Here is a 23,514-nt window from a genome sequence, read left to right as displayed (position 1 = left end):
GAAAATACGTTGGTGAAAATGGTGAAAAATATATTGACGCTAACAGGAGCCTGCTCGTCGGCATGCGCGCGTCGACGGTGGAGATCCTCGCCGACCGCGGCCGCCGGGTCGCCGTCCTCCCCAGGGCCTTCGGGGAGGGCCCCGCGGTCCGGAACCCCCTCTCGCTCGTGCCCGCCATCATCGCCAGGCCGAGGGCCTTCGGGGAGTCGACGATCAGGCGCGACATGCCGCCGGGGCTCGTCGAGGGGATCGACCGGATGGACTCCGCCGGCAGGAGGCGCACGCTCAGGTCGATCGGCCGGGCGAGCGAGTCCTCGGGTTTCGAGGCGGCCTGCGAGGCGGCGCTCAGGGTCGTCGAGGGCGGCCGCGTCCCCGACGACGCCACGGTCGACGTGCTGGCGAGGCGCATCGCGGGTGGCGGCGGCGGGGCCGGCGGGGCCGACCTGTCGGTCTACGACGGGTTCCTGAAGGGGGCGGTCGCCGATGGCAGCTAGCGAGGAGCTGGCCCGCAGGGTCGTGGAGGCCGGGCGGTCGTGCTCGCTCACCACCGCCGTCCTGGAGGAGTGGTCGAGGCTCGGCACCCCGAAACAGGTGGAGTACCTGGCGGGCTACCTCGAGGCGGAGAGGTCCAGCCGCGAGGCCTCGAAGCGCGCGACGCTGCTCAGGCGCTGCGCGCTGCCGGCGCCCAAGACCTTCGACGGCTACGACTGGTCGGCCGTGTCGTGGCCGGAGGGCATGGGGCGCGAGTCGCTGCTCGCGCTCGACTTCGTCGAGCGCAGGGAGGACCTCGTGCTCATGGGCGACGTCGGCACCGGCAAGACGCACATGGCGTCGGCCCTCTGCGCGCTGGCGTGCGAGAGGAGGCTCGAGGCGCGCTTCTTCACGGCGTCCTCGCTCGTGATGCGCCTGAGGCGCGCCCGCGACGACGGGAGGCTCGACCGGGAGGCCGCGCTCATCGGCAAGGCCCGCCTGCTCGTCATCGACGAGCTCGGGTTTCTCCCGCTCGACGCGGACGGGGCGAGGCTGCTCTTCCAGATCTTCGCCGACGCATACGAGAGGCAGTCGGTGGTGATCACCACGAACCTGGAGTTCAGCAGGTGGGGGTCGGTGTTCGGGGACGACCAGATGGCCGCCGCCGTGATCGACCGCATCGTCCACCACGGGAGGCTCGTCCAGTTCCGCGGCGAGTCCTACCGCGTCCGCCATGCCCTCATGCAGGAGGGCTAGCCGCTCAAAAAGCGTGCGCGCTTCCGATGCTCAAGCTGCTCAATTTCCGATGCTCTTTTTGCTCAAATCCTCTTGACGAAGCACACCACAGTCTCGAGGCCCGGAAGAGACGTTAGACAAGAGGGGCAGGCAACCTGATAGTTCCCGTTATTTGTCCTGCGCTGAATAGAAGCGGAGACATATACTGCTTTGCGGGCGCGAGTGACACCGACGTACAGCAGACCCATTTCCTCAATAAGCCCGTCTGGCATTTTCTTCACATCCACGATCCAGCATCCATGCCCAGAATGCAAGCACATACCAGCACTTTCGCACCGAGAGCAAATCACTCCAGGCCAATCGAAACGCGTAACGCCCGGAATGAAAACAGTGTCCCACTCGAGCCCCTTAGCGGAGTGAATGGCCATCATCGAGAAATCTGCATCAAGGTAATCGGAGAAACGTCGCAGGGAACCCTCGGAAAAGATGCCCACGATATAATCGAAGCGCTCCGACTGATCCAGCGCGAGGAAGTCATTTTTACGGTGTTTACGCTGCTCTCTGCATACTGACCGCAGAAAGTCTTCGCTGCGAAGTATTTAGCGAGCGATAGCACTACGGAGCTGGCCTCTAGCTACAAAAAAGGCTCCGCGATCGGTTTCGGCCCCGGTGCCCAGCGCAATATTGACAGTGCCGTTGTGTGATATTCAGCCCTAATAACCCAGTAAAAGACACGCTATCCCCACGACTGTAAGCCCGTGACGCAAATCTTGCTGAAGTATCTTGTACACCCCAACTGCATAGGCAGACCGCCAGCAACAAATTACCACCGGAGCCCACATCGGCTCCGGTGCCGTAGCGCAATAGCAGCGGTGCCGCATAGCAATTACAAACGAACTCCCTTATTCAACGTAAACAAATGACTGCGGGGCATGTGTCAAATCGGGATTGTATTCAGACAGTAAAAGCGGGTTATCGAAAAGTCTGACGTTACCGAGCTCAATAGCACAGGCTTGCTCAAGCCCAGAAAAATAAGAAAAGAAATACTGTTCAGTAATTCCTGAGTCTTTATGAGTTTCTTCCCATAGCGCGGACGGAGTATCTTTGAGAACCTTTTCGACTTCGACTTCCGCAACAACACGACCAACCGGAAGCGTCTCATAAATTACGATCGCTTCAACATCGTCGCGGGCAAACACACGACGCCGGTATTCATATTTTTTTTCACCAGATAAAATCCGCTTAACAAACTCGGATTTAATCGACAATAAAGCTTTCATCGGCATTCCCCAGTGCCATTATTCCGTCCATTGCATCTTGAGATGTGCGCTCACAAACAAGACGCCCGTCATCAATAAACCCGCAATCCAACAATTGCTTGCGGTTAGGATAGCGCTCCAGCGGGAAGTTGAACAGAAGACAGATCAGCCAAGGATATCTTTTCGTCTGCCAAAAGCATCTCAATTCCTCTAACGTATAAACCGTTTTACCGCGAACCTTTTTCAGAAAATCTTCCTCATCCCTGAAAAAGTTAAGATTGACCACCTTAACTACAGTACACACTGACGTAACGACCGAACGATAATGAGCTGGTCCCTCATAGTCAGTAGTTCGGTAAATAATAACTTTATCGCCCTCCACCATATCCGCAGCACTCTGCGAACCGGAAAGGTATATCTTCTCAATCGAGTTCAGGCATCTTTCATCAATTTTAGGCTGGCCTGACTCGCTTGTTAAATGAACATCACCGAATAGCTTCTTATGATATTCAGGGCGTATGGACAATATCCAGCAGTTGCCCAAAGACCGGCTTACAAAGGGATAACGACTGAAAGTGTCATCATCGGAACAGGGCCTGGTCTTGTACAAAACCGTCTCCTGATCTTTTGATCCCCAAAAGCTAAAGCCATATTTGTATAGCAACTTTGCCAGCGAAGAGGTATTTTCGTTATCATGCATAGTTACGTAAAGAAAATTCTGTCCAGATTTGGCAAATTCGCGTAAAGCAATTGCAAGCAGGCGCTTTCCAATTCCCGTATGGTGATCGAAATCAACCTTAAATGTACCAATCTTAAGACGAGGAAAATCCATCCGAGGAGTTACGCCCTCTTCAAGACCACTTTCTTCTTTAAGATAAAGCATCGCAATCAGATTGTTGTGCGAGTCGAATGCAAAATAAGCGGACTCTCCGCCTGTTGCTTTTCTGCTGAACCATTCATCAAAACCAAGATAAGAGTATTTAAGGCTATCGAAAAAAGGGTCGTCCAGGTTAACTTCCGAAAACGGCAGCTGTTGAATATAGTCATCTTGAACCATAGTCTCAACCAATCCCTAGTGCATCATTGATATCAACAGGCTTTTGAAGTTTGGCGACCCACAAAGCATCAGGACCGCCAACCGAAGCAGGAGGAAACAATTCAAAGAAGGTATCGACGTTAACACCAGAGCGCTCAATAGTCTGTTGATCGGCGCTTCGGCCAACACGCTCAACACCATCAACAGTAAAAGACCCAAGAAACGCACCTGTCTCGCTATCCAGGTAGCATATAATGTCGACCCCCTCTAGCGAAGAGTCTCTGATTTCATATTCTTTTATGCCTTTGCGAATCAAATCGAAAATAGATGGTCGAATTTTAAGCGTGGCTACCGTGCTCTTCGTCATGACAATCCAATCATATAAAGGACGACCTATTCGGCGATCACAAAACCAAACGAATTAAGACTTCGCTCAGAAGGTTTAATAGAAAAAGAATAGCAAGGTAAAAAAGTAAAGTTAGAAAGGTGATGCGTTTCCGCGAAAACTCTAGCTGCAACGAAGTATTACTGTCAGATATAAGCCACTGATATACAAACATGTCGCAGCAACTTGAGTGCAGGATCGCATTGCCGCTTTTCAACCGGGGCTGATATTTTTCCCAGGCAACATTTTCCAATGGCCTAACCCTATACGGCGTAAGAAAGGAATTTACCTCCCATTGACGAGGAGCAATAACTGCGATGTGCGTGTCGCCAATATCGGTTTTCGAATCAACAAGCCTACGAACAATTGAACTCGGAAGACCTCTAACCTGGTTAACGGCAATTGAGTTCATAGTCCGAAAAGGAACAATGGGTCCTGTTATTACTTCTCTCATATCATCGGGACCAGACAGCAAGCAGTTAAGCGACACGAAAGGCAATCGTATTCTAAAGTACAAAGACGAATGGTCGTGGGGAAAAGCCGAGGGATCGTAATAAAACGAAAGCAGGGATCCACCATCCAGATTAACGACAGTCAAACGATCGTTCCGCGAAATAGGAAGGACCAACAACGAATTACCGCCGGCATCCTTAACTACTGTTCGATTAAGACGACATGTTGTTTCGCAGTCCCGATTAAACAAGACTTGATTAAATTCGTTATCACTAAACGAAGTAGAAAGGTCAACGACATCGTTCTTTTCAATTTGGAACGGGACGAAAATGAAAAACCCGGAAATATCATCCCTATGTGGAATCTGGATACCAAAATCAATCTCAGAAGTATGTCCAACATCGGCCCACACATTAATTGACAAATCAAGCGGCGCAACAGCATCGCCGTCATTTAGCACTCCAATAGCGAAGCTATCATACTCACGTTGTGCCATCCTCGTCTCCTCTACCCCACATTCAATTTCCCCAATCAATCTTACCCCTCAATAGAGCCCTTGATCGGCGCAGCGAGACGAGCGCCCTCAATACTCGCTCGAGGTGAACAGCGGCCTCCTCACTCCCCCTTCTTCTTGCACAGCACATGTATCGCGTGTTCACCCAAGATCGCCGTGGACAGTTTCATCGCCGCACCCTTAACGGCGTTGAAGAAGTTCTCAAGAAACGGTGCGTTCATGTCGTAGTAGTTCATGTTCCTAAACAGCGCATAGATTGCCAGGAACGTTTGGGCAATGACCACTACAACACTCATTGCAAGAGCGTTGTAGGGCGACTGGGAAATCCAAATCAAGGGCCTTAAGCATAGTTGAGCAAACCATTCTCCGACGAACAGCGATCCATCTTGGGCAGTCTCGATAAACCCATAGGGTAAATAGTTGCGCATAAGAAATTCGATAACAGATAGGTAAAAATCAGAACAGACAAGCGAGGCGACCAATGCAACGCACTCAACAATAATCAAAACAATTGAAACAGTGAAAACCATGCCAAGAACGCCCTTGTTGGGCACACAATCAGCCAAAGCAAACAGTACAACACTTAATCCCAAGGAGAAAAAAGAATAATAGCAAGGAAGAAGCCAAATGGAGAACCAGTGCAAAAGAAGGATCGCCAGCAATGCTGTCCAGTTCCAAGGTTCAATCAAGCTCCACTGCACCCGCAGCGGGTAAAGGTCGCACGCTCTCGACCCCAGTCGATAACCAAGTTACGCAATATGAGGCTTTTTGAATTCAACCATATGAGACTGCTTGATAGATGGCCAAATAATCCCTTCAACACTTTTATTTGCCTGTAGGCAGCTCATAGCAGAAGCCCTCTTGGCCGCAGACGCCTCATAGCTCCAGGTTATATAAACAAAAGCACAACCATACAAGGCGCAGGCAACAATCAAGAGAAGTAGCATGCCTACCCTATAAGGAAACTCCGAAATTCCACCGGCCACGAGTCCGAATAAATGCGGGTCAAAAGCAAGAAGACCAGCACAAAAACGTAGCGGATATCCATAAAGAACAATCCTAAGAGTCTCAAAACACATCTTAAAGACGTCATGCGAGCGCGACTCCTCTCTAGGATCAATGTATCCGAAGTATTTCGCAGATTTGAATAGATTCATCCCACGCATAACCGGCGACCCATCATGGCGCCGGACATACTCACTCCAAAGTCGCTCAGCTTTAGCCCTAGCGCTCTCATAGAAGCAGGCAATAATGAAGACCAAAACGTATGCAAAGCCCAGAATAAAGGCAAGGTAAGGGTCACCGGGAACCGGATGACCATATAACATGGCGCCGTCTGCCCAAATAGTCGCACAAACCAAGAATGCAGCAATCGCTTTAGCAACTACAACAAGCATGGCAACAATTATAGTATGCCGCTCATTACCGCCGCCAAGCAATGGAAGCCTATTTCTGCCCGCACTCTGCGGGTTTGTCTTATCCTCCGCAATGCCCCTAATATCATTGATGAGATAACGCGCTTGGTAGCCACAGATGTCAACGACAAACACAAGCAAGAAGAACCGGAAGAACCACTCTCCAAGAGAATAGCCTCCTCCCAGGGAAGTACCCAACAAAGCCCCGCCTAAATAAAAGAAACTTTTCATTGAATCGCGAGGACGTGTGTACAACAGACGAAGGAATTTACCTCTTAATTGCGAGAAGTAGTGACCCGGCCTATTATCCTCAGACACCTCATCGCTATTCTCTCGATATTCCTTAGGGACACTATCTACGTTAAGCTTCAGTATCTCTTCAAACGTCAGCCGACTGTAATCAGTAGCTATGAAATAGCAGTACAAAAGATATATAAGGGCGGACATAACAACCAGCGGCAACAGAAGCCTGACCCATTTATTATGCACGGTAAGCAGCAATAGCAAAGAAAGCAAAACGCACCCGATGACAAGCGATACAAGCGCAAGTGCAAAATGCACATAGTGTCTACGCGCACCCCTATTTGTTAGGTGATGAATATTGGCAGTAATTAAACGAGAAGAAAACTGGTTCCAGCCCAGCGCGATAGCCCCATCGCCCGTCGGCACTATCTCGGAAATCCTCTTTTCGATCATTTCCATATAGTGATAGCGAAACATGCGTTCCTGGCCAATGCTGGAGCCGTAAAAACCCGCTACAAGAATCACACAGGCTGCAATCGTAGCGATTCCCTCATTCTTCCAGGGAATCGAATTTTCAGAAGCGCCAAATCCGGCCGCAACAGAATACAAAATGGCGAGCGCAGCAATACAAGCAACAAGGACCTGAACGATATGATCCAAAGACACTCTCTGGTCCTCGCGGGCTTCATCAAGCTCAAATAGAAGCCATTCGAACTCTTCTTGATTGCTGTCTTCTATGGAATCACTCATATACGACATCCTTATTAGAGAAGAACGTACAGTTCGCACCAAAACTGCGTGCACGAGCAAATACAGAACCCAATTGCCCGGCTCCTACAAGACAACAACGTGCGGGCGCATTAGCACAGCAGCAGATAACGCCTTTAACGATGCCCCTTACATGACCAAAATCAATGCAAAAGGGAAGAACTAATATCTTTAAAGCAGGGAAAAGCAATATTGGTCAACAGCATGACAGCCCCCCCAATAAACAGTTGACCAACTTACAAGGTCAACGAACGGATGACAACGTCATGCACCAGGCAGTGAACGCCTGAGGTAATGGTACTCCCTGATACTTTTGTAGAGGTCATTGGCCTGATACTTTTCGTCAAACGGTAGCCTATAAATCCAACTGTCGAAGCACGACTTGGGGCATGCCCAATCAGTCCGCTCGAGAGGAGAAGAGAGCGGCAAAGCATTGAATCAGGCATGCGTATACGCTGATTTATATAGCCCCATTGATTGACCCGAATTGCCCATCGTTTAGATGCACAATAATGAACAGGAGCACACCGAACCATTCGATAATCTGGAATAGGGCCACGGCCGATATGACCGAAATGAATTTGAATAACGAAAGGGCACCGATGCCCGCGTTGGCCTCAGTGCCCATAAGCAATATCGACAATACTGTTTCCGATATCGTACGTTACTCAAATAAACAAATACGCAAAGCAAGCTCAGGCGGCTCCTGTCAGCCGCCGCCCGGCTCGGGTTCTCTGCGGCTCCGACTCGATTGCAGGCAACCGCCGCGCTGGATACGCCGAGCATGTCGGCGAAGTCCCCGCCCGTCATGCCCGACCGCACCAACGCGACCGCCCAGACCCTCAGCGCCGGATTGCAGTGGCTCCAGAGTCCGCCCGCCTTCCTCTCGTGCGATGCGTCCCACTCGTTGAGCCATTGGTAGAGAGTCTGCCGAGAGGGGTACCCCGACTTGCGGGTCGCGTGCATGACGGACCCTCCGCATTCCTCGACCGTCTCGACGGTCTTGCGATTTTCCTCTTCCGTATAGCTCGTTATCTGCGAACTCCTAACCGGACCGGTTCGGTCCAACTATTTGTCCGCGCCCCCATCTCAGCAATCTAGCAATGCATTCATAGAGTTCCATAAAGCATCCAATAGGTTATCAGCAGATTCTTTCGTCAAGCCCTTCGCAAAGAGATACACCTTGAGCTTAGGCTCAGTACCACTCGGACGAACAAGTACACGAGACCCGTTCGAGAGTCTCCACTCAAGCACGTTGCTCGGCGGCAGTGTTTGAACGGGCTCGTCAGGTAGCGAATTCACTATTGGCATAGGCGCACCCGCTTTGTAGTCAATCACATGGTCAACTGTCAAGTTGGCGATCTCGGTAGGAGCTCCCGCGCGAAATCTGTCCATAAGCGCAGCCATTCGCTCGGCACCGTCGACACCCTCGAAAGCTCTCGTTAACTGCTTGCCAGACCACCAGCCGTAGCGGTCATACAAGCGTGCCATGGCATCGACCAGATCAAGCCCATCGGCCTTTAGGTCCGCGGCCATCTCGCACACGAGCATACACGCTTCGATGCCGTCTTTATCGCGCACGTGAGTTCCAGACAGATACCCAAGGCTCTCTTCAAGGCCGAACAGGAAATCGCCCCGTCGACCATCCTGCTCAAGGAGTCCGATCTGCTCACCGGTGAACTTAAAACCCGTCAACGTGCGTCTGAGCTCTAAGCCATACCCATTTGCCACATCATCTGCCATGGGCGTTGAAACAATCGTGGTGACAGCAACTTTTCGGTCAAGCCCCTCCCTCGAAGCGGCCCGTCGAGCAAGCCAGTCCAGCAATAACACGCCAACCTGATTACCCGATAGCGTTATATATTCACCGCCATGGCGAACAACAACTCCCACTCGGTCAGCATCAGGATCCGTCGCCAAGGCAAGGTCGCATCTCTCTCGGCTCGCGAGATCAATAACAGCCTCCATGGTCTGCGGAACCTCGGGGTTAGGCTTAGGACACGTTGGGAAGTCACCGTTCGGCTCGGCCTGTTCCGCAACGACATGAAATGCTCCCATACCCATATTGCCAAGCACGCGCTGCACACACACAAGGCCGGCACCGTTGAGCGGAGTATACGCGACTGATAGGTCACTGCAATCAATGCCCTGCGAGCACGAAAGCGTAGAGCTGACATAACGGTCTAAGACATCTCCACTGGCCCACGCAGTCAAACCAGATTCAATTGCCGCATCGAAAGGCTCCGCGCAAACATCGTCAAAAATATCAACCGAATCGATGGCAGCCTGAATTTGCCGGCACATCTCTGTTGTCGCCTGGCAGCCATCGGGTCCGTAGACCTTGAATCCGTTGTACTCAGCCGGATTATGCGAGGCGGTAACGACAATGCTCGCCGAGCAGCCGAGGTCTCGGACAGCGAACGACAGAACTGGCGTGGGAGAGGGATGCCCGAATACCACGGAGCGAATTCCGTTTGCAGCGAGCACCTCAGCGGCACGACGAACGAATTCCGGGCCGCCGTGGCGCGAATCCCGTGCAATAACAACCAGCGGCTCATCAACCTGCGAGTTGAGCCAATTGGCGAGACCCTGAGTAGCCTTACCCACCGTCCACACATTCAACCGGTTTGGACCCATACCAATCTTAGCGCGCAAGCCACCAGTACCGAAATGGAGGTCGCGAGCGAACGCGTCCTTTAGAAGCTGAGGATTAGACGCGAGGGCATTCAGAGCCTCCCGATCCTCATTACCGTCCATCACTTCCAGCCAGCGATCAAATTCGTTTTCGATAGATACGTCGTTCACCGTCATTCCCCCGTCGATGAGTCCATAACCCTAATTGATTACAAGATGCGAAGAGCTTATACCTCTATGAAAATCTCACTGATTTCCTTGCGGTGACTATACGGAACCATCGTGCAATCCGGGTAGTAACCGGCACCCAAGACAACCGCGATGCGCTCGCTGTCCTTAAGGTTCAGCAGCTTGGAAATAGCCGCCTCCTCGGCACCGGTATTCCCCCACTGTAGGAAACACGACCCGATTCCCTTGAAGTGGAGAGCGTCGGCGAACCTCATGGCAACAAGGCCCGCATTTAAATAGCCCTGATTACGCTCTCCGTAAAAGGTGAACGCGTTGAGATCGAACGTCACGACAAAGAGCGTGACGGCGTCCTTGTCAAACCCACCAAGGCCCATAATCGCATCTTTGAGCTTGGACGCCTTTGCCTGATCGGTAACCTCGAGAATCTTAATCATCTGCCTGTTGCAGGCGGTAGGCGCATACCGAGCCGCTTCCACGCAATCAAGAACATCGTCGCGCTTCAAGGGCACGCGCTTAAATTCACGAACAGAATGACGATCTTTGATAACGGTCGTGAAATCATCAATGCGATGCGCCGTCGCATCTTGAAGCGTGTATTCATGAGCGCCGACAGGGACCGGTTCGAAAGAGGCCGGAATCGTCTTCAGGAATTCGTTCACGGCTTTATAGCCGTCTTCCTGCTGCCAGCCATGCTTATCAAACAGGTCTTTCCAAACCAAAAGAATGCTGACGCCCATCTCATACGCCGTCGATACCTTCTGGTTCTCGGAATACGTCTTCAAATAATCAATCAGCTCTCGCACCTTCTTCTTGCCGAAGGGACGAAGGCCCTGAGAGCACATGCCCTTTTCCAAGCTGTGAACAATCAGAAGCACGTGATAATCAACACACGCGTGATCCGACATCGACTCCGCGTAGTTGGCGACGAATCGATTCGCATCGGTACGCATCTCCCTGCGAACCTTATGTGCCTTCACAACCCTACGCAGGGCATCAATTGATTGCAGCTGCTCCTTAACGGACATTCTTTTTTCTCCTTACGATTGAAAGGCCAAATTCGAATAGCGTTTTGTCAAATACATGCGCCCAAAGCACCGTCAAAGGAATGAACAGAATCGAACCGACAAAAAGCTGAAGGATCAACGTCAAAACCGAGATACCAAATACCCGTTGGACTAGTAATGCCGGAAGTGCACTTGCAAGTCCAATCAGGTAGTACGGCACGCTGGCAAGCACTGCCTTTGAGTAATCGAATCGTGACCTCAAACGGAAATATTGATAAAGCGGAACGAAGCTTTCAGCCACTAGGGACGCTATAGCCGCACCCAACGCAGCCAAACGAGGAATCAGCAATACATTGATAAGCACGTTCAAAATACTGCTGATAAGAGTGGACTTCACATAGATGTCATCAATTTTGCTCGGAATGATGTACTGCATTCTGATGACATTGCCTAACCCCATGGCAATTAGAGCAAAACCGGACAGACGTAAGATGTTGGCGCTTTGGCTGAACTCAGCACCAAACAAGAGGTCAATCAAACTGTCTGCAACTGCGAACAAGCAAAACGCCATCATCGAGGTCATTATTGCCATGAGCCTTAGGGAGAGGGAGATATAGTGCTCGATTTTCGCCGAGTCCCCCTCAGCCACCAATTTCGACATCTTCGGCATCATGACTGAACCGAAAGAAGCAATTAGGCCTGACAGGCAGTAGACGATTTTCTCCCCATTATCAAAAATACCCGTCTGAACCATGGTGCTCATCGCACCCAGCATCACTCTGTTCAACGACCGATATACATTCAAAGCAAGCGTTGGGATTAGCAACAACGAGCAGGGAAAGAGGTGCTCTTTGAAGTCCAACAGATACTGAGGAAGGATTCGTACGCGCTTCCTCAGTCCTATCCAGTTCGTAAGATAGCCGCACACATATCCGCTCACCATGATCAATGCGTACAGCGGCGTGTCGCTCTTCGTTTTCACGAACAGGAAAATCCCGGCGACGCTCAGCAGCTTGACCGTAATATTCCTGATGGAAACACGCCGAAAGTCTTCGAGGCCAAACCAAAACCAATCGATATCTGAAAAGGTGCCGACCACCCAAATCAGAAACACCAAGGCCATGATGAAATGTTCAGAGGAAAAGCAGAATGCGTAAATGGCATAACAAATCGAAATCAAAACCGTCGAGCAGCACTGAAGTCCAAAAAGACGCGAGAACAGCTGATTCAACGCATCCTGATTGCCACGTACTTTGGCGATTTCCCGCGTTCCATAATTGGTAAGCCCGAGCTTGGCAATAAGAATCACGAATTGCGCGATGGAAAACGAATACGCGTAGATTCCAGTACCCTCAGCGCCGATGATTCGAGCAAGGTATGGTGCCGTCACAAGCGGCAATCCCATATTCAGAATCGAATACGCTGAGTTATAGATAAAGTTCTTTTTTGTGCCTACTGCCATAGAGCTAATCCTGAACACATTTCTCGAGATAGCCAATAGAGCTGGCTCTCAACTCGCTGAATTTACTTTCAACCGAGGTGTAATCAATATCCTCGTTGAGAACGGCTTCGATTCCCGCATCGACAATTCGCCGATCCAACGCAAGGTCATGCAGCAAGTTCTCAATCTTTTTCTTTTGATAGTCAAGAACGACAAACCGCTTATGGAAAATCAACGAGAACACCGTACCGTGGAAGGTGTTGGTGACAACAGCTGATGCGCCATTAAAGCAGGAAAGAAAAGAAACGACGGTCGATTCATAATGCATATCAGCGAACGGCATACGTCGACCAAGTGACACTATTTTCAAGCTGTTATCGGCTGCATACTGTTTGATCTCGTCGACCACCGCAGCTGAAGGCGTATCGAACAGATACAGTAGAAGATAGGTGCCCGCTTCTTCCATTGACCTACAGAATCCCTGATAAAAACTTCGATCCTTCAAGAGCGTGGGGTCGCACACCTTGCACGGCACCCGATCCGTCCGAGAAGTGATGTACTCGAAGGAATAGTCATCCCTAACGCTGATGTTCGCGTACTTCTTTATGGACTCACATGGATACTTCAGCGAATCCAACGTTTCATAGGGCGAATTCGCGATTGAGGCTGCATAGGTGACAATCTTAGAACCATCCCATGGCAATCCCCAGAAGACATCCTGGGACTCCAAGAAATATGGCGACGTTACATCCCAAACGGTATCGCTGCCAATGGAAAGCAAATCAAAGCGTTCAGCTCCACTAGGATCGACGATGTGAAAATGTTCACGAATGAACTGCCGGGAATCTCGATACTTTTTCATAACGGCGCCTGGACTTGAGCTAGTCACCAAAGCCTTTATAACGTCCTTGAATTCTTTCTTGTAAGAAAGCGCTGAGAGCTTATTGATCGTAGAGATGAATGACACATTGCATCCAAGTTTGTTGTACGCATCCTGCAACGCAAGCGCTTGAAGCACGCTTCCGCAATTGGTGCTATATATGACTGTAATGATTCCGACGTTATGCTTCATGAGCTCATCGGCCTCCTTATCGCTTGCTTAAAGAGGGTTTTCGATTCCCCGCACCCTCAGGAATGTCAACGGTCTCTGAGCTGTCAATAGCCCTCTCTTGAGAAACGTTCGTGCAAATAACCGCAAGGTAGAACGTTACCCAAACACTGAAATAGTCAAGAATATGCGATGTAATGGCAACGAAGACGAGATACAGCATCATAAAGAAATGCCAATAGTTCTTCTTTGAGAATTCCACAATGCAGAAGGCGAAAGATGCGATTCCCAGAATTCCCGTTTCCAAGTAGATGCCGACAGTGTCGTTGTGAAGAATACCGTTCCACACAGTACCGAAATGCGATGAAGCGTACCCGGCTAGATAGTTATTAATCGAACCATAGCCATTAAAGTCACCAGACATACCCGATATGGCAAGATGATAGATGGTTGGACGGCCAGTCATCTCAGCGTTAAGGTCAATTCCAAAGGAGCTATACAGCCATCCCATCACGTCATACCTGTAAAGCCACATCAGCACGAATGGGCTCAGAACTATCGTAACCATAACGAGCACGCGATAGACGGGTTTCACATCACCCTTAGGCACGCGACTCGACAAGACAAATGCAACCGGGGCGAGAATGAAACTAAGGCGCTTCATCGAAAGCATGCAGAAAAGAAGGCAAATAAAGGCCTTTCCTTTCTGCTTCATCGCCAGAAAGAGCATCTCCATGATTAGAAAGTCATGAGCAAGAGAGGATTCGGTCGCCGCCTCAGAATCAGACCAGTTTATTGAGAGAATGCTACTTAAGGACAGATTGTCCGCATTCATAAAAAGAAAATGACAGCAGAATCTGACCAAGAGGAAGTTGAAGTAATAGTTCCAATCCTCTTCATCAACCGAATTAGCAAATAGCAGGGCACTGATAATCGGCAAACCAAGGCGTCCAAGCGCAGAGAACAGGAACCCTCGTAACCCACCATTTATAATCTGAATTGGAATTGAGATGGCTCCAAAAACGACGATAAAGAAAAGTATGTAACCGACATACTGAAATCCGCGTATTTTAGCGGTGCCCCTATATACAAAGATAATACCGTTGGCAGTACAAAAGAGCAGCAGAGTAGCCATATATAGGGCCTGTGACGCATACCCCAGCATGTAGGCAACATAAAGCAGGTTGTAGAGAATGAACAACAGGAACCTGAACCCCGACTTAGGAAGAAGCGGGGTGTTCAAAGCTCTCTGAATAATATTTGTCATCGTATTCATATTCGTATTGCGAATCACGCTAGCCAATGTGGCTCAGACGATCCCTCAGCAAATCCTGCTTTTCGGCACACAGATTTGCAAGCTCACGCTGAATATCAGTAAAATCGATATTCTGCACACGGGAAGACCATTCCTGCACATCAGAACAAATAAGATCGTTGGCACCGACAGCATTCAACAGAGTTGTAATCCTGGTACTAAAGTGAGAAGGAAGCGTAACGGCAACCGGCTTATTAAAGACGAGGGAAAACACGGTTCCATGGAAGGAGTCAGTGAACACACAGTTTGCGCCCTTAAAGAGCCCAACCCATTCATGGACATCTGGAGCGATGATGTTTTGGCAACCGGGCTTAGTCTGATAGGGCATCGTAATAATCGACTTGATCTTCAAGCCGTGTTGCTTTGCATATGCACGAGCACAATTCGCCGTGTCGCTATCTCCATGGAGCTGATACAAAAGAACATAGCTCTCTTCGTCAGTATCCTTAGCAAAGCGGCTCCACGTATCCGGCGAAACAAGAAGCGTCGGATCGAGCATCAAATCGACGTCTGAATAGCCCATTTCCCGAAGCAATTTGATTCCTGACGTCTCTCTTACGGACAAGTAGGTATATTTCGAGAGCTGATTGTTAATGAAAGCTGAATCTTCCTCATTAAAGGATGATTTACCAAAACTCGAAGCAATCGAAATGCATGTAGAGCCGCTAGGTGCAAATGCAAGGAAATACGAAGGATCGAACTTCTTTGTATAGTAGTTATTCCAAACCTGATCGCTACCCGAACAAAAGAAATCAGCCTCCGGGAGATCATCCTTCAATTCCTGGCACGAAAAGTATCTTTTGTTCGTAAGAGGCATTTCACTATCGATGAACCTGTCGAATGTAGAAATCCTCTTACGATTTCCCAGAGACTTGAGGAATGCTTTGGCAACCCGAATTGGAAAGGCCGAATTCATATTCGACACGTCGTTAAACTGATTTCTGAACGTGCCATAACCCAATATATTGTTGGGGCAATAGTCAATAATAATCGGCTCAAAACCAGCATCCTTAAGATACTGGACAGTCGCATACGCTTGCAGCGCGGCTCCGTAGTTATAAGCACGATGATACGTCATGATAGCAACTGACTTTTTGGGCATTAGATTCCCTTCCCTCATTTCGTTTTTAAGCCGAATGATAACGACCTATGATTAGTGGATTGTTAAACGCTGCGAATACCATCGATGCAGCCACAGCAATCGTTTTTATAGAATCAAGCCCATACCGCCGTCGAGCTCTTCGCGCATTTGCTGCATTCGATCGTACGTAATCGATGCACGAAGAAACTCTGACCCGTAGACCCCTCCCCCGGATTTGGTAACCTTTTTCGTCCGCTCTTCAAACTCCTCCACAGTCATCAAGACCTTAGCGGGAGACCCAGCCGCAACGACACCATTGGGCAGACTGCGCGTAACGACAGAATTGGCACCTACCACGCATCCATCACCGATACGAACGTTCGGCATCACGATGCTACCGAAACCGATAAACACGTTATCACCGACTGAAACTTTGCCGACCTTCGAGTATCCAACGAGCTTCTTTGTACTGCCATCGTGGGCAAGAAGGCAGACATTGGATGCAAAGGTGACGTTATTGCCGATTTCAATCAGCCATGGGAAGTTGGCATCGATGTTGCAACCCTTTTCCATCTGAAAATCGCTACCGACAACGAGCCCATGTTTGACAAGTCGCTTTAGGTAAAGGGCTTTAAAGGCGTTTCGAATGAAACCTAGCATAGGCGATACAACTCCTTAACCTGCTTCATATGAGCGTCGAGAGAATAGGTGGATTCGATAAGCTCGAAAGCGGCTGCGCTCATCTGCTTCCGATCGTCCGCATCGTCCAAAAGAGAAGTAAGGGCATCGCCAAGCGCATCGATATCACCCGGCTCAACCAACATACCGTTAACCCCCGATTGAACCACTTCGGGAATAGCCGCGATGTTCGTGCTGATTGTGGGAATACCATGCGCCATCGCCTCAAGGATGCTCATGGGAAGCCCCTCATTGTATGACGGCAGGACGTTCAAGACGGCATCGTTCAAGATGCGCTCGCGTTGCTTCGAATCGACCCAGCCCAGGCACGCGATGCGATCAGAAAGCCCAAGTTCATCGATCTGGCTGCGAGCTGCATCGATATCACCGTCGCCGCAAAGGGCGAGATGGTATTTGCTGTCGATTCGAGAGGCTACGGTGCTAAACGCCTTGATCAAATCGAATGTCCCCTTGCGCTCACCAAGCCTGCCCATAAATACAATGGTATCTGCGTCAGGGTTGTAGAGATTCCTCCCGTACGTGGGAACAGCATTGTAGAGGACCTTGAAGCGAGCATTAGGAAAATGCTGTTCCATGGAGCGCTTGATCGAGTCGGAGAGCACAAGGTTCACGTCGACATCGTTGCATACCTTCTCGACCTTTTCCTGCGCGTCTGGACTCAGGCCCGCAAAAAACGGTTCGAATTCCGCTGCATGATGATGAAACACAACGGGGATACCGCTCTTCTTTGCCTCTTCCGCGATCATTGCCTTCCGCCAAAAACTGCCCCGTTCGGCAACATGAAGATGAACCAGGTCGACTTCGTGTTTCCTCAACATATGACGGATTTTCGGGAGCGTCAGCGCAAAGTGAGCTGCAACACGCACCTTATTACCCGGAACGTGGGTTGGAACAAAATCGATGTTGAATTCATCCCAGTCAGGGTATGACAGATAGTTTTTGACAACGGAGACCATGCCACCCTTCACATCTAGAGAGGAGCAGCACATCAGCACCCGTATTTGAGAGGCCGTGGATTTCATCTAGCACCCAGCCTTACGGTATTTGAAGATGAGTGGAACGATCTTAAGGTCATCGACCAGGTAACGCTTTGCCAAACGCGCGGGATCCTGCGTGATTCGATAAAGCCACTCAAGCCCGCACCGCTGCATCCACTCGGGAGCTCGGGTCACGTTACCCGCCTCGAAATCCAAGCTCGCTCCCAATCCGAGCATCAGCTTCGCATGAATACGATCCCGATAGTGATGAATGAACTTCTCTTGCTTAGGGCAACCGAGTCCCACGATGAGAATGTCGGGTGCAGTCTCATTGATTTGGCTAATCGCCTCATCAACTTTTTTGGAATCGCGTTCGAAGCCATAATCAGGAGACATCGTGCCCACAACACGCAATCCCGGGAACTTAGCTGTTAAGTTGTCCGCCGCCTTCTGAGCAACACCAGGTGCCGCGCCGAAGAAGTACATCGTGAGACCACGCTTGGAGCACTCGGAGCACAGGGCGGGAAACAAATCGGATCCGGAAATCTTTTCTTTTATCGGGCTACCGTATCCCTTGGATATCCAGATGAGCGGCTTTCCATCCGTCAGGATAAGGTCCGCATCACGGTATACGGCACGCAGCTCAACGTCCTTTTCGAGCTGCACGATATGATCGACGTTAGGCGTGACGACGTAATTTCCCCGTCGCGATCCAGAAGCCAATTCGCAGCAACGCTCGACCGCATCATCAAAGGTGATGTTGTCGACCTCGGTATTCATGAACTTCAAGCGACTCAATTCGACTCTCCCCAATGGTTGCCATACCGCACGTTATCGCTCTCGACCAAAATATCGCCCAGCTGGATTTCTATGGCGTTGATGTCGGTACGCGCTAGCAAAGCGTGACGAACACCGGCAGGAATCTCGACAACGCTTCCAGCGACCACGGGGCGCTCGCGGCCCGCGAGCGAAAACAGACCCTCACCTGATACGATGGTCCACACCTCTGAACGTTTAACATGGCTTTGCTCACAAATCTGACTACCCGCTCGAACGAAAATCTCCTTCACAATCGTGCGCGAGCCATCGCGATAGGAACCTGAGTCGACAACCCGGTACGAGCCCCACGTCATGGTCTCTTGCATAGGACGGTCCTCGGCCGCCTCTTTCACCAGCGATTTAATGTGCGCGGATTCTTCTTTTCCGGACACCAGGACTCCGTCTGGCGTTGCGACCACCACGGAATCATGGAGCCCTGCGATCACCACGGGAATGCCTAGCTCATTGATGGCATGAACATCAGAGCAACTGTCTTCGTCAATGGAAACCCGTCCACTTACAGATTCGCCCATCTCCTCGGTAAGCGTGTTCCAAGTACCAAGGTCCTTCCAAGATCCAGCATACGGAATAACGGCGACGGATTCCGCCGTCTCCACCACCTCATAATCGAACGAGTTCTTTGGAAGCTCAGCATAACGCGACTGGAGGTCCTCATAGCTTGCATACGATCCATACTGAGACAGGATGTCAAGAACATAACCAAGGCGGAATCCAAAGACGCCACAGTTCCAAAGAGCCCCGCGACTTATGAGCTCGCTCGCCTTGACCTCATTGGGTTTCTCGGTAAAGCGCTCCACCATCCGCGGAGAGCCCTGCGATTCAGAGGGAACGATATAGCCGTACTTCTCGCTCGGGTAAACAGGTTCAACGCCCAGCAGCACGATGTCTGCTGTATTCGCCTCGATTGCCAATGCGACATCTGCAACCTTTTTGAAGTAGGTATCCTCGACATAGGAATCGATGGGCATCACAATAACCGGGTCGGCAAGACCCGCACCCTGCTCTGCCAGTAGGTGCTCGCACGCAAGCATGATTGCAGGAGCGGTATCACGACGCTCAGGCTCCACGACCTCAGCATAGTGACCCTTAACTTGCATCTCGAGAGCACGAACCTGTGTCGCACAGGTTGCCACAGTTACATCCGCGCCGGGAACCACGCGTTCAATCTGGTCGAAGGTTCTCTGCACCATCGATACATGGTTGCCATTGGCATCGCGCAACACTTTAAGAAACTGTTTTGATCGCGCATCATTCGAAAGGGGCCAGAGCCGAGAACCTGAACCACCTGATAGCAAAATGATATGAATAGCTTGGCGCATCAGCACGCACCATCCCCGGAAAACACCTCAAGCACGGTGAGGCAGATGATTTTAAGATCCAACAGGACACCCCTCTTTGCTATATATTCCAGGTCGCGGCGAACCATGCCATCGAACCCGGTGCTGTTGCGCTCTGTCACCTGCCAGAGGCCCGTGATGCCGGGCTTAACGGCAAGGCGCTGCAGGTCGAATTCTGTATACTCGGCGACCTCGTTGGGCAGAGGCGGGCGCGGGCCCACAACGGACATTTGGCCCAAGAACACGTTGACGAACTGCGGGAACTCGTCGATGGAGTGCTTGCGGATGAACCTGCCGATCTTGGTGACGCGGGGATCGTCCCTCATCTTGAACATGGCGCCGGCGATCTCGTTCTGCCCCTTGAGCTCGGCGAGGCGCTCGTCGGCGTCCTTGTACATGCTTCGGAACTTCCACATGCGGAAGGTGGACAGACTGCCGTCGCGGTGGGTCTGGCCCACGCGGATCTGGCTGTAGAACGGGTTGCCCTCGCTCTCCAGGCGGATGGCGGCTGCGAGCACCAGACTCGGCACCGCGATGACGGCCAGCACGCAGCCGCTGAACACAATGTCGAAGGCGCGCTTTACGGCCCTGTAGCCCAGGCGCGTGCCGTCCCAGTCTTTCACGGCCTGCATGGCCTTGTAGCGCATGCTCGCGTCGCCGCCGTTCATGGCCTGGGCAACGAGCGCGGCCCCCACCGGCGCGTTTTGCTCTGTCACTTCTTTAGTAGTCAAGTTCAAATCCACGTCCCTGTTCCCAGGGATCCCCCAATCGATGAATTCAAATTGCGAATGAATTGCCGGTGCAACGTCTCCCTTACGTTTTGCTGGGCACGTCGAGCGCAAGCAGCTCCCTGAAAGCGGAGTCGCCTTCGCCCACGTCCACCAGGCACCAGCGTTTATGACGGTCGATCTTCTTTACACGGGCCTCTTGCCCCACAAGTGGCCCTTGCTCTATGTGCAGCACGCCGTCCTCTATGCGCGCCACGCTGTTGCGTACCACGCCGTCGTCGTCGAGCACGCTGCGGTACCAGTCCTGCGCATCGTCCGGCATGGGCGCATAGGCCCGCTCCTTACTGCCGGCAATCCTGCAGCCAAAGCTCAACTGGGCCAAAGCCTTGTCGAGCAGGGCGGCATCGCGCGTGGCGACGAAGAAATATTCCTTGTACATGGGTTTGGTTTGGAGCGACCAGGCGCCGTCCCGCTTAAACCAGAACTCCTTTTGCATCACAAAAGCGTCCTGCATCAGCTCGTGCGGGATAATGCGGCGGACCTTTTCGCAGGTCTCGCGCTCTTTACCGTTGGGGGTGTGGACCAGATACCAGCGGACGCGGCCGTGCTGGCTGTTGGTAGTAGCGCCGTTGAATGCGCCCGGCAGCTGCTCTTGGCGCCGCATTGTCTGTTCCATGTTCTCGCCCCCTTCTCCAGCTCCGCGACGCACGCGGATGCAGGGGCGTTAAGAACAGGCTTCTCGCTCGCAGCTAGGCGCAGTCGCAAAAGTACAGGTTTTTGTATCTTTCGACGTTGCTCATTATACGAGCAAACCGCTCACGTTTTCCCAGATTGCACAAAATGCGCCGCGAATGGGCGCATCTCCATACGCCTCTACAAAAACCTGTACCTTTTTGCACAACAAAAAAGCCGCTCTAACCAGCGGCTTTTCTTCTATAGACAACAAAAAAGGCGACCGCCCGCGAGGACGATCGCCTTTGTTAATTCTTGTATTGTTTGTGCTAGGCGCGAGTCTTGATCTCCTCGAGCACCTTGGGCACAAACTCGTCAACGCCCATCTGAACGGTCTCGTTGGAACGATCGCGGACGGAGATGTTGCCGGCCTCAACCTCCTTCTCGCCCAGGATGAGCATGTAGGGCACGCGGTCGATGCTGCGGGCCTCGCGAATCTTGTAACCGATTTTCTCGTCGCGGTCATCGCAGACCACGCGAATGCCGGCCTCCTCCAGCTTGGCGCACACCTCATGAGCGTAGTCACGGCTCTTCTCGGAAACCGGAAGTGCCTTGACCTGAACGGGAGCCAGCCAGGTGGGGAACTTGCCCGCAAAGTGCTCAATCAGAATACCGATAAAGCGCTCGATGGAGCCAAAGCACACGCGATGCAGCATGATGGGGCGCTTCTTGGTGCCGTCAGCGTCCACGTACTCCAGGTCAAAGTTGAGCGGCATCTGGAAGTCGAGCTGGACGGTACCGCACTGCCAGGTACGGCCGAGCGAGTCCTCCAGGTGGAAGTCGATCTTGGGGCCGTAGAAGGCGCCGTCGCCCTCGTTGACCTCGTAGTCCATACCCAGCTTCACCAGAGCGGTGCGCAGGCCCTCCTCGGCGCGGGCCCAGTCCTCGTCCGAACCCATAGAGTCCTCGGGGCGGGTGGAAAGCTCAACGTGGTACTTAAAGCCAAACTTCTGGTACACGGAGTCGATGAGGTTGACCACGCCCACGATCTCGTCGGTCAGCTGGTCGGGACGCACAAACAGGTGGGCGTCGTCCTGGTTAAAGCAGCGCACGCGGAACAGGCCGTGCAGGGCGCCGCGCAGCTCGTGGCGGTGCACCAGGCCAATCTCGCCGGCGCGAATGGGCAGCTCACGGTAAGAGTGAGGCTTGGAGGCGTACACCAACACGCCGCCCGGGCAGTTCATGGGCTTAATGCAGTACTCTTCGTCGTCGATGACGGTGGAGTACATGTTGTCCTTGTAGTGGTCCCAGTGGCCCGAGGTCTTCCACAGCTGCTTGTTCATGATGAGCGGCGTGGAGATCTCCACGTAGCCGGCCTTGTGGTGGATCTCGCGCCAGAAGTCCAGCAGCGTGTTCTTAAGGATCATGCCGTTGGGCAGGAAGAACGGGAAGCCGGGAGCCTCGTCGCGCATCATAAAGAGGTCCATCTCGCGGCCGATCTTGCGGTGGTCGCGCTTCTTGGCCTCCTCCAGCATGTGCATGTGCTCGTCGAGCTCTTCCTTGGTGGCAAAGGCGACGCCGTTGATGCGGGTGAGCATCTTGTTGTCCTTGTCGCCCTTCCAGTAGGCGCCCGAGACGCCGGTGAGCTTAAAGGCCTTGAGCGCCTTGGTGTAGCAGATGTGGGGGCCGACGCACATGTCGATATAGTCGCCCTGCTGGTAGAAGGTGATGCGGGCGTCATCGTCCAGGTCGCCGATGTGCTCGACCTTGTACTTCTCGCCACGCTCCTCCATAAGGGCGATGGCCTCGGCGCGGGGCTTCTCGTACACGGTGAACTTGAGGTTCTCCTTAACGATCTTCTTCATCTCGGCCTCGATCGCGGGGAAGTCGTCCTCGCTGATCTTGACGCCCTCGGGCAGGTCGACGTCGTAGTAGAAGCCGTTGTCGGTCGCGGGACCGTAGGCAAAGTCGGCCTCGGGGTACAGGCGCTTGATGGCCTGCGCCATGATATGCGCGGCAGAGTGGCGGATGACGTGCGTGACCTCGTCCTGCGGGAGCTCGGCCACCGAACCGTCATTGTAGAGTGCCTTCATGGGTATGTTTTCTCCTCTCGGATGCCTGATGCAAGTGTGTGCGATGCGCTCGGCGTTTTTGACTTGCATCATTATAGGCAGGTTGCCTTGGTATACAAGCGCCCGCCGCACCTTAATGGCACGGCGGGCGATTTTCTACGCATGCTTCATCGTGTGGGCGCGGGGTGTGGGGCGCGC

General features: G+C 52.0%; 21 protein-coding genes and 1 pseudogene. 2 read left to right on the top strand and 20 right to left on the bottom strand.

Annotation, left to right across the window (positions count from 1 at the left end; translation table 11 throughout):
- Window positions 1-494 (top strand): annotated as a pseudogene (locus DXB86_RS09980) (hypothetical protein); the annotation flags it as partial.
- Window positions 484-1,227, top strand: coding sequence for an IS21-like element helper ATPase IstB (gene istB / locus DXB86_RS05560; RefSeq protein ID WP_117736450.1), 744 nt, complete (start codon window positions 484-486; stop codon window positions 1,225-1,227). The pseudogene DXB86_RS09980 and the gene istB, both read left to right, overlap by 11 nt.
- A 62-nt stretch (window positions 1,228-1,289) precedes the next feature.
- Here the strand turns inward: istB and DXB86_RS10195 are convergent, their stop codons facing one another.
- From DXB86_RS10195 to thrS, 20 genes are all read right to left on the bottom strand, one after another.
- Window positions 1,290-1,637, bottom strand: coding sequence for a 3'-5' exonuclease (locus DXB86_RS10195; RefSeq protein WP_369831482.1), 348 nt, complete (start codon window positions 1,635-1,637; stop codon window positions 1,290-1,292).
- Window positions 1,638-2,108: 471 nt separating this feature from the next.
- Complete coding sequence (locus DXB86_RS05550) at window positions 2,109-2,492, bottom strand: ASCH domain-containing protein (RefSeq protein ID WP_199410999.1); 384 nt, start codon at window positions 2,490-2,492, stop codon at window positions 2,109-2,111.
- Window positions 2,464-3,522, bottom strand: coding sequence for a hypothetical protein (locus DXB86_RS05545; RefSeq protein ID WP_117736447.1), 1,059 nt, complete (start codon window positions 3,520-3,522; stop codon window positions 2,464-2,466). Before DXB86_RS05545 ends, DXB86_RS05550 begins: the two co-directional genes overlap by 29 nt.
- A 4-nt stretch (window positions 3,523-3,526) precedes the next feature.
- Window positions 3,527-3,868: a hypothetical protein gene (locus DXB86_RS05540; RefSeq protein WP_117736446.1), complete on the bottom strand. Its 342-nt coding sequence runs from the start codon at window positions 3,866-3,868 to the stop codon at window positions 3,527-3,529.
- A gap of 37 nt (window positions 3,869-3,905) precedes the next feature.
- Window positions 3,906-4,835, bottom strand: a complete 930-nt coding sequence (locus tag DXB86_RS09905; RefSeq protein ID WP_147330824.1) for a hypothetical protein — start codon at window positions 4,833-4,835, stop codon at window positions 3,906-3,908.
- A gap of 119 nt (window positions 4,836-4,954) precedes the next feature.
- A complete protein-coding gene (locus DXB86_RS05530) occupies window positions 4,955-5,542 on the bottom strand; it encodes a hypothetical protein (protein WP_147330823.1) in 588 nt (195 codons plus the stop codon).
- Between the two features lie 60 nt (window positions 5,543-5,602).
- Window positions 5,603-7,261, bottom strand: a complete 1,659-nt coding sequence (locus DXB86_RS05525; protein WP_117736443.1) for a hypothetical protein — start codon at window positions 7,259-7,261, stop codon at window positions 5,603-5,605.
- A gap of 1,107 nt (window positions 7,262-8,368) precedes the next feature.
- Window positions 8,369-10,084: a phospho-sugar mutase gene (locus DXB86_RS05520; RefSeq protein ID WP_158555289.1), complete on the bottom strand. Its 1,716-nt coding sequence runs from the start codon at window positions 10,082-10,084 to the stop codon at window positions 8,369-8,371.
- Window positions 10,085-10,140: 56 nt separating this feature from the next.
- On the bottom strand, window positions 10,141-11,127 hold the full coding sequence (locus DXB86_RS05515; RefSeq protein ID WP_117736441.1) for a nitroreductase family protein: 987 nt from the start codon (window positions 11,125-11,127) through the stop codon (window positions 10,141-10,143).
- Complete coding sequence (locus DXB86_RS05510) at window positions 11,117-12,568, bottom strand: flippase (protein ID WP_117736440.1); 1,452 nt, start codon at window positions 12,566-12,568, stop codon at window positions 11,117-11,119. Before DXB86_RS05510 ends, DXB86_RS05515 begins: the two co-directional genes overlap by 11 nt.
- 4 nt (window positions 12,569-12,572) lie before the next feature.
- Window positions 12,573-13,619, bottom strand: coding sequence for a polysaccharide pyruvyl transferase family protein (locus DXB86_RS05505; protein ID WP_117736439.1), 1,047 nt, complete (start codon window positions 13,617-13,619; stop codon window positions 12,573-12,575).
- A 16-nt stretch (window positions 13,620-13,635) separates the two neighbouring features.
- A complete protein-coding gene (locus DXB86_RS05500) occupies window positions 13,636-14,730 on the bottom strand; it encodes an O-antigen ligase family protein (RefSeq protein ID WP_147330822.1) in 1,095 nt (364 codons plus the stop codon).
- A gap of 160 nt (window positions 14,731-14,890) precedes the next feature.
- Window positions 14,891-16,012 carry a polysaccharide pyruvyl transferase family protein gene (locus DXB86_RS05495; protein ID WP_158555288.1) on the bottom strand — a complete coding sequence of 374 codons (1,122 nt, stop codon included), beginning with the start codon at window positions 16,010-16,012 and terminating at the stop codon, window positions 14,891-14,893.
- A gap of 105 nt (window positions 16,013-16,117) precedes the next feature.
- Window positions 16,118-16,651 (bottom strand): acyltransferase, encoded by a 534-nt coding sequence (locus tag DXB86_RS05490; protein ID WP_117736436.1) that lies wholly within the window; start codon window positions 16,649-16,651, stop codon window positions 16,118-16,120.
- Window positions 16,645-17,712 (bottom strand): glycosyltransferase family 4 protein, encoded by a 1,068-nt coding sequence (locus tag DXB86_RS05485; protein WP_117736435.1) that lies wholly within the window; start codon window positions 17,710-17,712, stop codon window positions 16,645-16,647. The genes DXB86_RS05490 and DXB86_RS05485 overlap by 7 nt, the downstream gene beginning before the upstream one ends.
- A complete protein-coding gene (locus DXB86_RS05480) occupies window positions 17,713-18,465 on the bottom strand; it encodes a WecB/TagA/CpsF family glycosyltransferase (protein ID WP_117736434.1) in 753 nt (250 codons plus the stop codon).
- Entirely contained in the window at window positions 18,462-19,826 is a 1,365-nt protein-coding gene (locus DXB86_RS05475; protein WP_199410998.1) for a sugar phosphate nucleotidyltransferase, read from the bottom strand. The genes DXB86_RS05480 and DXB86_RS05475 overlap by 4 nt, the downstream gene beginning before the upstream one ends.
- A complete protein-coding gene (locus tag DXB86_RS05470) occupies window positions 19,826-20,575 on the bottom strand; it encodes a sugar transferase (RefSeq protein WP_233504160.1) in 750 nt (249 codons plus the stop codon). Before DXB86_RS05470 ends, DXB86_RS05475 begins: the two co-directional genes overlap by 1 nt.
- An 82-nt stretch (window positions 20,576-20,657) precedes the next feature.
- A complete protein-coding gene (locus tag DXB86_RS05465; protein WP_147330821.1) occupies window positions 20,658-21,248 on the bottom strand; it encodes a hypothetical protein in 591 nt (196 codons plus the stop codon).
- A 325-nt stretch (window positions 21,249-21,573) separates the two neighbouring features.
- Entirely contained in the window at window positions 21,574-23,337 is a 1,764-nt protein-coding gene (thrS, locus tag DXB86_RS05460) for a threonine--tRNA ligase (protein ID WP_117736432.1), read from the bottom strand.
- Between the last annotated feature and the right edge of the window lie 177 nt (window positions 23,338-23,514).

It is taken from the genome of Collinsella sp. OM06-18AC (assembly GCF_003438785.1).
Taxonomy (GTDB): domain Bacteria; phylum Actinomycetota; class Coriobacteriia; order Coriobacteriales; family Coriobacteriaceae; genus Collinsella.
This window is presented reverse-complemented; position numbering and strand designations above follow the sequence as displayed.